This window comes from Pseudomonas sp. BW16M2 (genome assembly GCF_014268865.1).
GTDB lineage: Bacteria > Pseudomonadota > Gammaproteobacteria > Pseudomonadales > Pseudomonadaceae > Aquipseudomonas > Aquipseudomonas peradeniyensis.
The window spans coordinates 157,836-172,799 of record NZ_JABWRI010000012.1 but is presented as its reverse complement, the minus strand read 5'-3'; the positions used below and the strand labels follow the sequence as shown (position 1 = coordinate 172,799).

The following is a 14,964-nucleotide window of genomic DNA, read 5'->3' as shown; positions in this document are numbered from 1 at the left end:
TCCTTCAAAAAGTTACCCGCCGTAAGGGCGGAAAGGTGAATAAGCGTCGACATCGCAAATGAATGCGCATACAACTTAAAAACAACCAAACAACCAACTAACTAATCAACCAACCAACCAACCAACCAACCAACCAATCAACCAATCAACCAATCAACCAATCAACCAATCAACCAATCAAAACAAAATCACCGAGCTTCCATGTGAGCAATCATCAACTGCACACTCTCATTCCCCCGAAACTCATTCACATCCAGCTTGTAAGCCAACTCCACCCACCGCACAGTAGGATTCGGCCAAACCTCCCGATCAACCCCAAAGGCAATCCCATCCAACCGCACCGCCCCACACTCGCTCTTGAGCACCACCTTCAGATGCCGCTCCCCGACCACCCGCTGCTCGACCAACTGGAACACCCCATGGAACAACGGCTCGGGAAAGTGCTGCCCCCACGGCCCGGCATTGCGTAATGCCCGCGCCAGGTCAAGGTGAAACTCCTCAACCGCCAGGGTGCCATCCGACAACAGCCGACCGGTCAGGTCATCCTCACGCAGCTGACGCCGTACCTCTTCATCGAACGCCTCGGCAAACGCCGGGAAGTGCTCGGCCGGCAACGACAACCCCGCCGCCATCGCGTGCCCGCCAAACTTGCTGATCAACGCCGGATGCCGCGCCGCCACGGCATCCAGCGCGTCACGGATATGGAACCCCGGCACCGAACGCGCCGAGCCCTTGAGCATCCCCTCGCCCGCATCGGCGAAGGCAATGGTCGGACGGTGGTAACGCTCCTTCAACCGCGAAGCGAGGATACCGATCACCCCCTGATGCCAGTCGGCGTCGAACAGGCACAGGCCATAAGGCATGGACTCGACCGGCAGGTCCTTGAGCTGGGCCAGCGCCTCGCGCTGCATGCCCTGCTCGATGGACTTGCGATCCTGGTTCAGGCCATCCAGCTGCTGGGCCATGTCCAGCGCCAACGCCGCGTCCTCACACAACAGGCATTCGATACCCAGGCTCATGTCGTCCAGGCGCCCGGCGGCATTGAGCCGAGGGCCGAGGATGAAGCCCAGGTCGGTTGAGGTGATGCGTCGATGATCGCGCCGCGCCACCTCGAGGATGGCCTTGAGCCCGGCGCGGGCACGGCCGGCGCGGATGCGCTCCAGCCCCTGGTGCACCAGGATGCGGTTGTTGGCATCCAGCGGCACCACGTCGGCGACGCTGCCCAGCGCCACCAGGTCGAGCAGCTCGCCGATGTTCGGCTGCGGCTGCGTCTCATAGCGCCCCAGGCTGCGCAACCGCGCGCGCAAGGCCATCAGCACGTAGAAGATCACCCCCACACCAGCCAGGGACTTGCTCGGGAACCCGCACCCCGGCTGGTTCGGGTTGACGATGGCATCCGCGGCGGGCAACTGCTCGCCCGGCAGGTGGTGGTCGGTGACCAGCACCTTGAGCCCGGCAGCCTTGGCCGCTGCGACACCGTCGACGCTGGAGATACCGTTGTCCACGGTGATCAGCAACTGCGGTTGGCGCTGCAGGGCGACCTCGACAATCTCCGGGGTCAGGCCATAGCCATACTCGAAGCGATTGGGCACCAGGTAGTCGACATGCGCCGCGCCCAGCAGGCGCAGGCCAAGCACACCGACGGTGCTGGCGGTGGCACCGTCGGCGTCGAAGTCACCGACGATGAGAATGCGCTGGCGCTGGTCGAGCGCCTCGACCAGCAGGTCCACCGCCGCATCGATGCCCTTGAGTTGCTGGAACGGCAGCAGGCGCGCCAGGCTCTTGTCCAGTTCAGCCTCGGACTGCACGCCACGGGCGGCATACAGGCGGGTCAGCAGGGGCGGCAGGTTGCCCAGCAATGGCAGGGGCGACGGCAGGGGACGAGGTTCGATACGCATGGAGTCTTCGATAATCTGGAGTGAATCAGGTCAGCCGCGCTCGCCGAGCAGCCACTGCAGCTGCACTTCGTGCTGGCCACGGTCGTCGGTGACGAACACCGTGCCTTCGCTGATCATCACATCCCACTTGATGGTGCGCGGCATGTCGGTGGCGAGGACTTCCAGCACGTCCTGCGGCACGGCGGCGATACTCAGGTTCTTCAGGCCCTTGACTGCGCCGAGCACCTTGTTTTCCCAGACGCGCAAGCTGCCGTAGGCCAACAGGCTGGTGCGCTCGGTCCGCCGCGAGCACCAGGTCAGGCGGTCGGCGTCGGGCTGGCCGACTTCGATCCAGTGCAGGATGCGGTCGTCCAGGCTCTTTTCCCACAAGGCCGCCTCATCGACATCCGACAAACCGCGACCGAAGGACAGCTGCTCGTTGTACCAGAGGGCATAGGCCAGCAGGCGCACGGCCATGCGTTCTTCGGTTTCCGAAGGATGACGGGCGATGGTCTGGCGGACGTTCTCGTACACGCCGCGATCGAGGTCGGTCAGATTCAGTTCGAACTTGTAGGTGGTGGACGGCTGGGCCATGGGCAATAGGCTTCTTGCGGGAGAAAGTCGCACAGTCTAACTGATCCCGGGCGCCAGCGTCGGATCAGACAACACCGATATACCTGCCACCGCCGAGCTGTGATACAACCTGCCCTCACGCCCAGCCGCCACGGATGCCCCATGCCTACGCCCAGCAAACCCCTCGCCGGCCTGAAAGTCATCGAGCTCGGCACCCTGATCGCCGGCCCGTTCGCCTCGCGGATCTGCGCCGAATTCGGCGCCGAGGTGATCAAGGTCGAGTCCCCCGATGGCGGCGACCCGCTGCGCAAATGGCGCAAGCTCTATGAAGGCACCTCGCTGTGGTGGTTCGTCCAAGCGCGCAACAAGCAGTCGCTGACCCTCAACCTCAAGCACCCGGAAGGCCGCGACGTGCTCAAGCGCCTGCTGGCCGACGCCGACATCCTGATCGAGAACTTCCGCCCCGGCGTGCTGGAGAAGCTGGGGCTGGGCTGGGACGTGCTCCATGCCCTCAATCCGCGCCTGGTCATGGTGCGGCTGTCGGGCTTTGGCCAGACCGGGCCGATGAAAGACCAGCCGGGCTTCGGCGCGGTTGGCGAATCCATGGGCGGGCTGCGCTACATCACCGGTTTCGAGGACCGCCCGCCGGTACGTACCGGGATCTCCATCGGCGACTCCATTGCCGCCCTGTGGGGCGTGATCGGCGCGCTGATGGCCCTGCGTCATCGCGAGGTCAACGGCGGCGCGGGCCAGGTGGTGGACGTGGCGTTGTACGAGGCGATCTTCGCCATGATGGAGAGCATGGTCCCGGAGTTCGACGTATTCGGCTTCATCCGCGAACGCACCGGCAACATCATGCCGGGCATCACCCCCTCCTGCATCCACACCACCGCCGATGGCCGTCACGTGCAGATCGGCGCCAATGGCGACGCGATCTTCAAGCGTTTCATGCAGGCCATTGGCCGCGACGACCTGGCCAACGATGCGACCCTGGCCACCAACGACGGCCGCGATGCCCGCCGCGACGAGTTGTACGGGGTCATCGATCGCTGGGCCAACAGCCTGCCGCTGGCCGAGGTGATGCAGGCGCTGAACGATGCCGAGGTGCCAGCCAGCCGGATCTACTCCGCCGAGGACATGCTGGGCGATCCGCAGTTCCTCGCCCGCGAGATGTTCCTCCAGGCCCGGCTGCCGGACGGCAAGCCATTCAAGATGCCGGGCATCGTGCCCAAGTTGTCCGACACGCCGGGCTCCGCCGAGTGGGTCGGTCCGGCACTGGGCGAGCATACGGCCACGGTGCTGGCCGACCTGGGCTACGACCCAGCCGCCATTGCCCGCCTGCGTGCGGCCGGCACGGTCTGACCCACGCACCATGCGGATCCGCCATTTGCCCATCGTGCTCTGCCTGTTGCTGTTCGCACTCGCGGGCCAATCGGCTGAGGCCAGGGAGCGCCTGTTGTGGCTGGTGCGCGACCTGCCGCCGTTCACCATCTTCGAAGGACCTGCCAAGAGCCAGGGAGTGATCGACCAACTGCTGCCGATGCTGATTGCCCAGATGCCCGAGTACGACCACAGCATCGTCCGGGTCAACCGGGCCCGGGGCCTGCAGATGCTCCAGGAGCGCAGTTTCACCTGTGACCCTACCCTGCTGTGGACCCCTGAACGCGCCAGGTATGTGCATTTCTCCCAACCTTCGTTGGGCGTGCTGAGCAGTGGCCTGATCGTGCGCAAGCAGGACCAGGCCCTGCTCGCGCCGTACCTGGACGGCCAGCAGGTCGACCTGCAGCGCTTGCTGGCCGAGACCCACCTGAAGCTGGGCATCGTCGCCGAGCGCAGCTACAGCGTGCAGGTCGACGAGGTGCTCCGGCAACTGCCTGATACCGCCTTCAGCCGCCACTACGGCAACGATGCCACGGCCAGCCTGCTGCAGATGCAGCAATTGGGCCGCCTGCAACTGGTGCTCGGCTACTGGCCGGAGATCCGCTACCTGATCCAGCAGCAGAATGGCTCGCTGGACGACTACAGTTTCCACCCCATCCTTGGCGTGAACCGTTACCAGTTCCTGCATGTAGGCTGCTCGGATACCCCGCTGGGGCGCGAGGCGATCGCCCATATCGACAAGCTGCTGCCGACCTTGCGTCGCGATTCCTTGCCCGAACTGTACGCCCACTGGCTGGACCCGGGGCTGCAGGAGGACTACCTGGAGCAGGCCAGGCATTTCTTCGACCAGGGTGAACCGTCGGCGCGCTGAAGCGTTCCGAAGTCGATGGCACAGGGGCGTATCTGGAGTCGGAACAAAAAGAAACCCCGGCCGCTGGGGAGGACGACCAGGGTCAAGCGAAAGCCCTTGGGACTTCCAGTGACAGTCTGGACGGTACCGGAGCAAAGCACCATCAGACGGCCCTTGCTGAATCTGATGGGCCTGTCAGGCAAAGGTTCCGTGCATCTGCCGCTGATGTTGCAAGGCGGCGATCACACAGGGTTGCAGGCGACCTTCGACGATCTGCAGGTCACGGTGCAGGCCATCGACCAGGTCGATCAGCAACTGCTGCTCCGCCAATTGACGAGCGCAGACCCCACGCTGCAGGATCGCCACCCCGTGCTCGTCATAGAGTGTCAACTGACGACTACCAAGGCTGTCGGGCGTACCAAGCTTGGCCTGGTATGGGGCAAGGGCGTCGTTGAGCAGTCTGCAGATTCTTTCCATCCGGATCACTCGCTGGCTAAGGTTCGAGGAAACTGACCATCGGGCCGACGGAACGTTCTCCGTGGCCCGTTACCGCGAGCATGCGCGGACAACATGACAGTTTCGATGTACCCAGCCAGCGTCCGATCAGAGGCGCTCCAGCACCTGTTCCAGGCCCACCATCGACATCGGCCATGGCAACTCTGCCAGCACATTCAAACCGTACTGGCGGGCCTCGAGCGCCAGATCCATTTCCCCCGCGCCAGCACACCCGACGAACAGCAATCCCCCCGCGCAGGAAGCCTGCACCAGGTACTTGAACAGGCGCCGGGCATAGCCCCTGGGCATGCGCTGGTCGAGCACCAGTACATCCACCGGGCGCTGCCGCGTCGTCGCGGTCGGCACGTCATCGGTGACCCGGACGCTGTAGACGCCCTGGGCATTGAAGGCCTGATGCAACAGCATCTGGTGGTAGGGCCGAGCCTGGTGGATAAGAACATTGAGCTGACGCATGAGCTTCCCCCGGAACAGTGTGCCTTGTAGGTTGGAACGACCACTTTAGTAGGGGTATGTGTCGAACTACATGGGAAAAGTCTGAAAGAGCGAAACCCTGTGTCGCGGACACAAAAAAGCCCGTCTAGGACGGGCTTTTTCGCATAGCGCTCGGCTTACAGCGGCTTGCCGCGGTTGCCATTCTGGCTGACGAAGGCCTGGACGGTCTTCAGGTCGTTGGCCAGCACCGTGCAGCGCTCCTCGCGGCTGAACAGATCGCTCAAGTGCGCTGGCAGCTCCAGGGCCTTGTCGACACCGGCCTTCTCCACCGCCTCGGGGAACTTGACCGGGTGCGCGGTGCCCAACACCACCATCGGCGTATCCAGGCTGCGGCGGCACTCGCGGGCAGCCTTGACGCCGATCGCGGTGTGCGGATCGAGGACTTCACCGGTGGCCTTGAACACCTCGGCGATGGTCTCGCAGGTCTGCTCGTCGGTGACGGCCAGCGAGTCGAACAGCTTGCGCGCCTCGGTCCAGCGATCCTGCTCGACGCTGAAACCACCGCCTTGCTTGAAGGTGTCCATCAGCTGGGCAACCGCGGCGCCATTGCGACCATGCAGGTCGAACAGCAGGCGCTCGAAGTTGGACGAGACCATGATATCCATCGACGGCGACAGGGTCGGGTGCAAGGAATCCTTGACGTATTGGTTGCCGCTCATGAAGCGGTGCAGGATGTCGTTGCGGTTGGTCGCCACCACCAGCTGGCTGATCGGCAGGCCCATGTTGCGCGCCAGGTAGCCGGCGAAGATATCGCCGAAGTTACCGGTCGGCACCGAGAACGCCACCGAACGGGCCGGGCCACCGAGCTGCAGGGCCGCGTGGAAGTAGTAGACGATCTGGGCCATGATCCGCGCCCAGTTGATCGAGTTCACCGCCACCAGGCGGGTGCCCTTGAGGAACGACTGGTCGGCGAAGCTGGCCTTGACCATCTCCTGGCAGTCGTCGAAGTTGCCTTCGATGGCGATGTTGTGGATGTTGTCGCCGAGGATGGTGGTCATCTGCCGGCGCTGCACTTCCGACACGCGCTGGTGCGGGTGCAGGATGAAGATGTCGACGTTGTCGCAGCGGCGGCAGCCTTCGATGGCGGCCGAGCCGGTATCACCGCTGGTGGCGCCGACGATCACCACGCGCTCGCCGCGCTTGACCAGCACGTGGTCGAGCAGGCGGCCGAGCAGTTGCAGGGCGAAGTCCTTGAAGGCCAGGGTCGGGCCGTGGAACAGCTCCATCACCCACTCGTTGCCGTTGAGCTGGCGCAGCGGCGCGACCGCGGCGTGGGCGAAGTTGCCGTAGGTCTCTTCGAGGATCTTCTTGAAGTCGGCGTCGGCGATGCTGCCGTCGACGAACGGGCGCATCACCCGGAAGGCCAGTTCGTGGTACGGCAGGCCCGCCCAGGAGGCGATCTCTTCCTGGGTGAAGCGCGGCAGGTTCTCGGGTACGTACAGACCGCCGTCGCTGGCCAGGCCAGCCAGCAGGACGTCTTCGAAGTTCAGGGCCGGAGCCTGACCGCGGGTACTGATATAGCGCATGGGTGCAAACCTTCGATGCTGGGCGGGGGGGGGGGGGGGGGGCCGCCGTCGCGGCCCGCCGCCGAAATTAATTGAGCTGTTCGACGCGGATGCGCACGACCTTGCCGATCACGTCCTGGAGCGCTTCCAGGGCGACGATGGCGTCGTCGATGCGCTGCTCGACCACACGGTGGGTCAGCAGGATCATCGGTACCAGGCCGTCCTGCTCCTCGGCTTCCTTCTGCATGATCGACTCGATGTTGATGCCGCGCTCCGAGAGGATGCTGGCGACCTGGGCCAGCACGCCCGGGTGGTCCTTGGCCTGGATGCGCAGGTAGTAGGCACTTTCGCAGGCTTCGATCGGCAGGATCGGGTGGGCCGACAGCGCGTCCGGCTGGAAGGCCAGGTGCGGCACGCGGTTCTCCGGGTCGGAAGTCATGGCACGGACCACGTCGACCAGGTCGGCGACCACCGACGACGCGGTCGGCTCCATGCCGGCACCGGCGCCGTAGTACAGGGTGGAGCCGGCGGCGTCGCCGTTGACCATCACCGCGTTCATCACGCCGTTGACGTTGGCGATCAGGCGATCGTTGGGGATCAGTGTCGGGTGCACGCGCAGCTCGATGCCGTCGGCGGTGCGACGGGCCACGCCCAGGTGCTTGATGCGGTAGCCCAGGGCCTCGGCGTAGTTGACGTCGGCAGTGGTCAGCTGGGTAATGCCCTCGGTGTAGGCCTTGTCGAACTGCAGCGGGATACCGAAGGCGATGGACGCCAGGATGGTCAGCTTGTGCGCGGCGTCGATGCCTTCGACGTCGAAGGTCGGGTCGGCCTCGGCATAACCCAGCGCCTGGGCTTCGGCCAGCACGTCGGGGAAGGCGCGGCCCTTGTCGCGCATCTCGGTGAGAATGAAGTTGCCGGTGCCGTTGATGATGCCGGCCAGCCAGTTGATGCGGTTGGCCGACAGGCCCTCGCGGATCGCCTTGATCACCGGAATGCCGCCGGCCACGGCGGCTTCGAAGGCGACGATGACGCCCTTCTCGCGGGCCTTGGCGAAGATCTCGTTGCCGTGCACGGCGATCAGCGCCTTGTTGGCGGTGACCACGTGCTTGCCGTTCTCGATGGCCTTGAGCACCAGGTCGCGGGCAATGGTGTAGCCGCCGATCAGCTCGATGACGATATCGATCTCGGGGTTGCTCGCGACTTCGAACACATCAGCGGTAATGGGGGTACCGGTAATCTGGCAGTTCGGGTTCTGCGAGCGCATGGCAATCTGTGCCACTTCAATACCGCGCCCGGCACGGCGGGCGATCTCCTCGGCGTTGCGCTGAAGTACATTGAAGGTTCCGCCACCGACGGTCCCCAACCCACAGATGCCTACTTTGACCGGTTTCACTGTGAACTCCCCATAGAACGGCCGGCACCTGCGCCGACCGTGAAACATGCCGTCACCCCATGACGACGGCGTCTGAATTGATTACTTGCTCTCGGCCAGGGCCAGCTTGGCCACTTGCGGCGCCGGCTGGTAACCCGGAATCACCTGGCCATTCTGTAGAACGATCGCCGGCGTGCCATTTACACCAATCGATTGGCCCAGCTGGAATTGCTTGCTGACCGGATTGGCGCACTTGGCGGCCTTGATCTCCTTGCCGTCGACCATCTTGTCCAGCGCCGCGCGGCGATCGCTGGAGCACCACACCGCCTGCAGTTGCTCGTCACCCGGCGAACCCAGGCCCTGGCGCGGGAAGGCGACGTAGCGCACTTCGATGCCACGGCGGTTGAGTTCCGGCACTTCGGCGTGCAGCTTGTGGCAGTACGGGCAGGTGGTGTCGGTGAACACGGTGATGTGCGACTTGGTTTCACCCTTGGCCGGGTAGACCACCATCTCGCCAACCGGAATGCCGTTGATCAGCTTGGCAATGCCCTGGCGCTCGGTCTTCTCGGTGAGGTTGACCGGCTTGCCGTCCTGGATCTGGAACAGGTAGCCCTGCATGACGAACTGGCCGTCGGCGCTGGCGTACAGCACGCGACCGCCCTGCAGCTTGACTTCGTACAGGCCATTGAGCGGGCTGCTGCTGACGCTCTCGACCGGCACTTCCAGCTCGAGGTTCTGCAAGGACTTGCGGATCGCCTGCTCGGCACCGGCGTTGGCATCGGTGGCCGCGGCGACGGCAAAGGTACTGGCCAACGCCAGGGCGGCGGCGGCGAAAATCTGGGTCACGCGCATGGGGTACTCCTGAAGGCGGACGGGGCCGTGGGGGCGTTACTTGACCCTGGCGGGTGGCGAACATTCGGCCCTTGCAACAAACCGTCCAAGCCTACCACAACAAACTGGCGCAGTAGGGGTACTCAGGCACCGGTCGGCGGAACATGAAAAGCATTCATCCACGTGGATGGTGTTCGGCGTGCAACTGCTGCAGCCGGGCCTTGGCCACATGGGTGTAGATCTGCGTGGTGGACAGGTCGCTGTGGCCCAGCAGCATCTGCACCACGCGCAGGTCGGCGCCATGGTTGAGCAGGTGGGTGGCAAAGGCGTGGCGCAGCGTGTGCGGCGACAGCGGCTTGTCGATGCCAGCCACCCGCGCCTGGTGCTTGATGCGATGCCAGAAGGTCTGGCGGGTCATCTGCTCGCCGCGCTGGCTGGGGAACAGCACATCGCTGGGGCGCCCGCCCAGCAGCTCGGCGCGGCCATCGCGCAGGTAGCGCTCGATCCACACCACCGCCTCCTCGCCCATCGGCACCAGGCGCTCCTTGCTGCCCTTGCCCATCACCCGCAGCACGCCCTGGCGCAAGTTGACCTGGTCCAGGGTCAGGCTGACCAGCTCGGTCACCCGCAGACCGCAGGCATAGAGCACCTCGAGCATGGCACGGTCGCGCTGGCCGATGGCCTCGCCGAGGTCCGGCGCCTGCAGCAGGGCCTCGACATCGGCCTCCGACAGCGACTTGGGCAGGGGCCGGCCCAGCTGCGGCATGTCCACCTGCAGCGTCGGGTCGACCGCGACCAGCCGCTCGCGCAGCAGGTAACGGAAGAACCCGCGTACCCCGGAAAGAAAGCGCGCGGTCGAACGCGGCTTGTAGCCCTGATCGAAACGCCAGGCCAGGTGGTCGAGGATCAGCTCGCGCCCGGCATCGGGCAGTGCCACGCCATGCTCCTGCAGCCAGCCATTGAACAGCGCCAGGTCGCTGCGGTACGAAGCGCGGGTGTTGTCTGACAGTCCCTTCTCCAGCCAGAGGGCATCGAGGAACTGGTCGATCAGAGGGTGGTCCAGTGCAGGCATGAAGACTCGGTGGCAAACGACGAAATGACGCTTAGTCTTTCATAACACGGCATGCAGAGGGAGCCCGCATGAACGAACAGCAGATTCTTTTGAGTGTCGGCGGCATCGGTGCCGCCGCCCTGCTCTGCCAATGGCTGGCCTGGCGCCTGAAGCTGCCGGCGATCCTCTTCCTGCTGCTGTGCGGCATCCTCGCAGGGCCCGTGCTGGGCTGGTTGCAGCCCCAGGCACTGTTCGGCCCGCTGCTGATGCCGCTGGTGTCGCTGGCGGTGGCGCTGATCCTGTTCGAGGGCAGCCTGACCCTGCACCTGTCGCAATGGCGCGAGATCGGCAGCGTGGTGCATCGCCTGGTCACCGTCGGCGCGCTGAGCACCTGGCTGGTGATCGCCCTGGCCACCCACTGGCTGCTGGGTTTCGACTGGCCCCTGGCGATCCTGTTCGGCACCCTGACCCTGGTCACCGGCCCCACGGTGATCGTGCCCATGCTGCGGGTGGTGCGGCCAAAGGCGGCGATCGCCAATATCCTGCGCTGGGAAGGCATCGTCATCGACCCGATCGGCGCGCTGCTGGCGGTGGTGGTGTACAGCTTCATCATCGCCAGCGCCGCCGGCGAGGGCCTGAGCCAAAGCCTGGCGACCTTTGCCGGGGTGATCTTCTGCGGCAGCGCGCTGGGCGTTGCCGGTGGCTGGCTGCTCGGGCAGGTCATGCGCGAGCAGTGGCTGCCGGAATACCTGCACAACCTGGCCTCGCTGGCGGCGGTGCTGGGCATCTTCATCGCCGCCAACCAGATCGTCCATGAATCGGGCCTGCTGGCGGTCACGCTCATGGGCATGTGGCTGGCCAACATGCCCGGCGTGGACGTGCGACAGATCCTGCATTTCAAGGAGAACCTCAGCGTGCTGCTGATCTCCGGCCTGTTCATCCTCCTGGCCGCGCGACTCGACCTGCACGCGCTGCTGGCCCTGGGGCCGGCGGTACTGGCGCTGCTGCTGGTGATCCAGTTGCTGGCACGGCCGCTGAACGTCCTGCTGTCGACCCTGGGCTCGCCGCTGAGCTGGCGGGAACGGGCGTTGCTGGCCTGGATCGCGCCACGAGGCATTGTGGCCGCGGCCGTGTCGGCGATCTTCGCCATCCGCCTGGACCAGGCCGGGCATGAAGGCGCCCTGCTGCTGGTGCCGCTGACCTTCGCCGTGATCATCGGCACCGTGGTACTGCAAAGCGCCACCTCAAGGCCCCTGGCCCGCCTGCTGAAGGTGGCGGAACCGGCGCCGAGCGGGTTCCTTGTGGTCGGCGCCAACCCACCGGCACGGGTTATCGCCAAGGCCCTGCAGCAACTGGGCTGTCGGGTGCTGCTGACCGACTCGAGCTGGGAGAACATCCGCGCCGCGCGCATGGACAACCTGCCGACCTACTTCGGCAACCCCGCCTCGCAGCACGCCGACGCCCACCTCGACCTGGTCGGCCTGGGCCATCTGCTGGGGCTGTCACCAGCGGGCGAACTCAATGCCCTGGCCTGTGCGCGCTTTCGCCATGACTTCGGCCAGGCCCGGTTGTTCGTGCTGGCCAGCGGCCTGGAAAAACAGCGCAGCGACAAGCACCGGGCCAGCGAGGAGCATCGCGGGCAATTGCTCGGGTCGAGCCCGATGACCTATGGACAGCTGGCCAAGCTGCTGCACCAGGGCGCCGAGCTGTACAGCACCACGCTGACCGAGGCCTTCGGCTGGAGCGACTACCAGCAACTGCATGGCCCGCGGGCCACGCTGCTGTTCGCCCGGGACGGGCAAGGCTGGGTGCATGTGGCCAGCCCGGACAATCCGCTCAAGCCGCAGCCTGGGTGGACATTGGTGGCGCTGGTGGAGCCGGAGCTGACCGAGCAACCTGTGGCGCATTGATCCATGAATGGCCCTGGAATCAGGCCAACGGCAGCACCGGCACCGGGCGCTTGTCCTCGTCGATGGCGACGAAGCTGAACACGCCATGGATCGCCCGCTCGCGGCCATCGAGGTACATGTTCTCGACGAACACATCCACCTGCACCTGCAGGCTGGTGTTGCCGACCTTGATCACCGTGCCCACCAACTCGACGATCGAACCGGCCGGGATCGGGTGCTTGAAGTCGATGCGATCGGTGGACACGGTCACCAGCGGCAACCGGCAGAATCGGGTGGCGGCGATGAACGACACTTCGTCCATCCACGCCAGGGCGGTGCCGCCGAACAAGGTGTTGTGGTGGTTGGTGGTGTTGGGGAACACCGCCTTGGTCACGCGGGTCACCGACAGCTCGGTGCGGCGCTGGATTTCCTGGTCTCGGGTGGTCATCTTCGGGTCACATCGCAAGGGCGGGTTTCAGAAAGCAAAAAAGCAGCCCGAAGGCTGCTTTTTTCTCGCAAGGCGGCCTAGGCCGCCAGGCAAACTGTACTCAGGACAGTTTTTCCTTGATGCGAGCGGCTTTGCCGGACAGGTCGCGCAGGTAGTACAGCTTGGCTTTACGCACGTCACCACGACGTTTCACGGCCAGGCTGTCGATCTGCGGGCTGTAGGTCTGGAAGGTACGCTCTACGCCAACGCCGCTGGAGATCTTGCGCACGGTGAAGGCGCTGTTCAGACCGCGGTTACGCTTGGCGATAACGACGCCTTCAAACGCCTGCAGACGCGAGCGGTCGCCTTCCTTCACTTTAACCTGAACGACAACGGTGTCGCCTGGTGCGAAGGTCGGGATCTCTTTGCTCATCTGCTCGGCTTCGAGCTGCTGGATGATCTTGTTGGTCATGCTGTGCTCCTAAGATGGATACTTGATCCACCATCGATACGTTTAACTATCGTCCCGCTCGCGGATGTATTCCTCGAGCAGCTTCTTCTCTTCTCCAGAAAGCGAGCGACTTTCCAGAAGATCGGCGCGTCGTTCGAAGGTCCTACCAAGGGACTGCTTCATCCGCCAACGCCGGATATGTGCATGGTTGCCACTTAGCAACACGTCGGGAACACGCTGATCCGCATACACCTCAGGTCGGGTGTAGTGCGGGCAATCCAGCAGACCGTCGGTGAAAGAGTCTTCCTCCGCCGAGTCCACATGCCCTAAAGCTCCGGGCAGCAGCCGTGTAACCGCATCGATCAGTACCATGGCCGGCAGCTCGCCACCGGAAAGCACATAGTCGCCAATCGACCACTCCTCATCGACATGAGCCTCGATAAAGCGCTCGTCGATGCCTTCATAACGACCGGCGATCAGGATCAACGATTCCTGTTCGGCCAGGCCTTTGACCGCCTGCTGGGTCAGCTTGCGGCCTTGTGGCGAAAGGTAGATCACCTTTGCCGATGCTCCGGTTGCCTGCCTGGCGCTAACCAGGGCGTCTTCCAGAGGCTTGATCTTCATCACCATGCCCGGACCACCGCCAAACGGCCGATCATCCACGGTGTGGTGGCGATCTGTGGTGTAGTCCCGCGGGTTCCAGCAGGTCACTTGCAGCAACCCCTGTTTCACCGCGCGGCTGGTAATGCCGTACTCCGTGATGGCCGAGAACATCTCGGGGAACAACGTGATGACGTCTACGCGAAGGTTACCCATCGTCTAGAAGTCCGCGTCCCACTCAACCCGCATCACGCCTGCGTCCAGGTCGATTGCCAGCACGCATTGCCCGGTATAGGGCAACAGACGCTCGCGATCATCCAGGCTGCCTGCGCAGGGCTTGACCACCATTACATCGTTCGCGCCGGTCTCCAACAGGTGATCGATCTTGCCGAACAGTTGTTCGTCCTGATTGATGACCTTCAGGCCCACCAACTGGTACCAGTAGTACTCGTCGGCTGCCAGGTTGGGCAAAAGGCTCCGCGGGATGCAGATTTCGTAACCGCTCAGAAGACGGGCTTCATCACGATCATCGAGGCCTTTGAGTTTCACGACCAGGCCCTTCTGGGAGCCACGACCGCTGACCAGCTCGACCTGTTTTACCTTGCCTTCGTGCTTGAGCGTCCAGCGCGGGTAATCCAACAGGTTTTCAATCGGATCGGTAAAGGAATACACCTTCACCTCGCCGCGAACGCCGTGAACCGAAAAAATCTTGCCAACGACGATGAGGTCATCAGCCTTTTCTGGCGTCGCGTTCATACTGCTCAGGCTGCAGCCTTGGCAGCTTCCTTCAGCAGCTGAGCAACGCGCTCAGACGGCTGTGCGCCCTGGCTCAGCCAGTAGGTGACGCGCTCTTGGTTGACCGACAGCTTGACTTCGGCGCCCGATGCGATCGGGTTGAAGAAGCCAACGCGCTCAACGAAACGGCCGTCACGGGCGTTACGCGAGTTGGTCACGGTCAGGTGGTAGAATGGGCGCTTTTTCGAGCCGCCACGGGCCAGACGAATGGTTACCATGTGAACATCGTTCCTATAGTCGGTGCTGCAAAACTGAATGCCCAATGGGCACACGGGTGCCCAAAAGGCCGCATATTCTCGGGGAATACACGGACATTTGCAAATGCCTTTTTCGGCAATGCCGGGGCCTGCCGCTC

The 14,964-nt window shown here is 64.1% G+C and carries 16 protein-coding genes; 3 read left to right on the top strand and 13 right to left on the bottom strand.

What is annotated here, in order from left to right; translation table 11 throughout:
• Positions 1–188: 188 nt before the first annotated feature.
• Positions 189–1,898 (bottom strand): single-stranded-DNA-specific exonuclease RecJ, encoded by a 1,710-nt coding sequence (gene recJ, locus HU735_RS13785; protein ID WP_050704213.1) that lies wholly within the window; start codon positions 1,896–1,898, stop codon positions 189–191.
• Between the two features lie 30 nt (positions 1,899–1,928).
• Positions 1,929–2,471 carry a YaeQ family protein gene (locus HU735_RS13780; protein ID WP_050704212.1) on the bottom strand — a complete coding sequence of 181 codons (543 nt, stop codon included), beginning with the start codon at positions 2,469–2,471 and terminating at the stop codon, positions 1,929–1,931.
• Positions 2,472–2,612: 141 nt separating this feature from the next.
• Here HU735_RS13780 and HU735_RS13775 point away from each other — a divergent pair, with 141 nt between their 5' ends.
• Positions 2,613–3,812: a CaiB/BaiF CoA-transferase family protein gene (locus HU735_RS13775; protein WP_186713932.1), complete on the top strand. Its 1,200-nt coding sequence runs from the start codon at positions 2,613–2,615 to the stop codon at positions 3,810–3,812.
• A 10-nt stretch (positions 3,813–3,822) separates the two neighbouring features.
• Positions 3,823–4,701: a TIGR02285 family protein gene (locus tag HU735_RS13770; RefSeq protein ID WP_186713931.1), complete on the top strand. Its 879-nt coding sequence runs from the start codon at positions 3,823–3,825 to the stop codon at positions 4,699–4,701.
• Between the two features lie 174 nt (positions 4,702–4,875).
• On the opposite strand, the gene HU735_RS13765 is transcribed toward HU735_RS13770, so the two are convergent.
• The 6 genes from HU735_RS13765 to xerD form a co-directional block, all read right to left on the bottom strand.
• Positions 4,876–5,157, bottom strand: coding sequence for a DUF3509 domain-containing protein (locus HU735_RS13765; RefSeq protein WP_186713930.1), 282 nt, complete (start codon positions 5,155–5,157; stop codon positions 4,876–4,878).
• A gap of 126 nt (positions 5,158–5,283) precedes the next feature.
• A complete protein-coding gene (locus tag HU735_RS13760) occupies positions 5,284–5,649 on the bottom strand; it encodes a histidine kinase (protein ID WP_186713929.1) in 366 nt (121 codons plus the stop codon).
• Positions 5,650–5,804: 155 nt separating this feature from the next.
• Positions 5,805–7,214, bottom strand: a complete 1,410-nt coding sequence (thrC, locus tag HU735_RS13755) for a threonine synthase (protein ID WP_186713928.1) — start codon at positions 7,212–7,214, stop codon at positions 5,805–5,807.
• A 67-nt stretch (positions 7,215–7,281) separates the two neighbouring features.
• Positions 7,282–8,586, bottom strand: a complete 1,305-nt coding sequence (locus tag HU735_RS13750) for a homoserine dehydrogenase (protein ID WP_050704206.1) — start codon at positions 8,584–8,586, stop codon at positions 7,282–7,284.
• An 81-nt stretch (positions 8,587–8,667) separates the two neighbouring features.
• Positions 8,668–9,417, bottom strand: coding sequence for a thioredoxin fold domain-containing protein (locus tag HU735_RS13745; protein ID WP_028691584.1), 750 nt, complete (start codon positions 9,415–9,417; stop codon positions 8,668–8,670).
• A gap of 154 nt (positions 9,418–9,571) precedes the next feature.
• Positions 9,572–10,468, bottom strand: coding sequence for a site-specific tyrosine recombinase XerD (gene xerD / locus HU735_RS13740; protein WP_186713927.1), 897 nt, complete (start codon positions 10,466–10,468; stop codon positions 9,572–9,574).
• Between the two features lie 68 nt (positions 10,469–10,536).
• On the opposite strand from xerD, the gene HU735_RS13735 reads away from it, so the two are divergent.
• Positions 10,537–12,357, top strand: a complete 1,821-nt coding sequence (locus HU735_RS13735; RefSeq protein WP_186713926.1) for a sodium:proton antiporter — start codon at positions 10,537–10,539, stop codon at positions 12,355–12,357.
• A 19-nt stretch (positions 12,358–12,376) separates the two neighbouring features.
• Here the strand turns inward: HU735_RS13735 and HU735_RS13730 are convergent, their stop codons facing one another.
• The 5 genes from HU735_RS13730 to rpsP form a co-directional block, all read right to left on the bottom strand.
• Positions 12,377–12,784 carry an acyl-CoA thioesterase gene (locus HU735_RS13730; protein WP_023629813.1) on the bottom strand — a complete coding sequence of 136 codons (408 nt, stop codon included), beginning with the start codon at positions 12,782–12,784 and terminating at the stop codon, positions 12,377–12,379.
• Between the two features lie 100 nt (positions 12,785–12,884).
• Positions 12,885–13,235: a 50S ribosomal protein L19 gene (rplS, locus tag HU735_RS13725; RefSeq protein ID WP_011535315.1), complete on the bottom strand. Its 351-nt coding sequence runs from the start codon at positions 13,233–13,235 to the stop codon at positions 12,885–12,887.
• A 42-nt stretch (positions 13,236–13,277) separates the two neighbouring features.
• The gene (trmD, locus tag HU735_RS13720) at positions 13,278–14,030 is read right to left on the bottom strand and encodes a tRNA (guanosine(37)-N1)-methyltransferase TrmD (RefSeq protein WP_028691588.1); all 753 of its coding nucleotides are present in this window, start codon (positions 14,028–14,030) and stop codon (positions 13,278–13,280) included.
• 3 nt (positions 14,031–14,033) lie between these two features.
• Complete coding sequence (gene rimM, locus HU735_RS13715; protein WP_050704200.1) at positions 14,034–14,570, bottom strand: ribosome maturation factor RimM; 537 nt, start codon at positions 14,568–14,570, stop codon at positions 14,034–14,036.
• Between the two features lie 5 nt (positions 14,571–14,575).
• Entirely contained in the window at positions 14,576–14,827 is a 252-nt protein-coding gene (gene rpsP / locus HU735_RS13710; protein WP_011535318.1) for a 30S ribosomal protein S16, read from the bottom strand.
• Positions 14,828–14,964 lie beyond the last annotated feature (137 nt).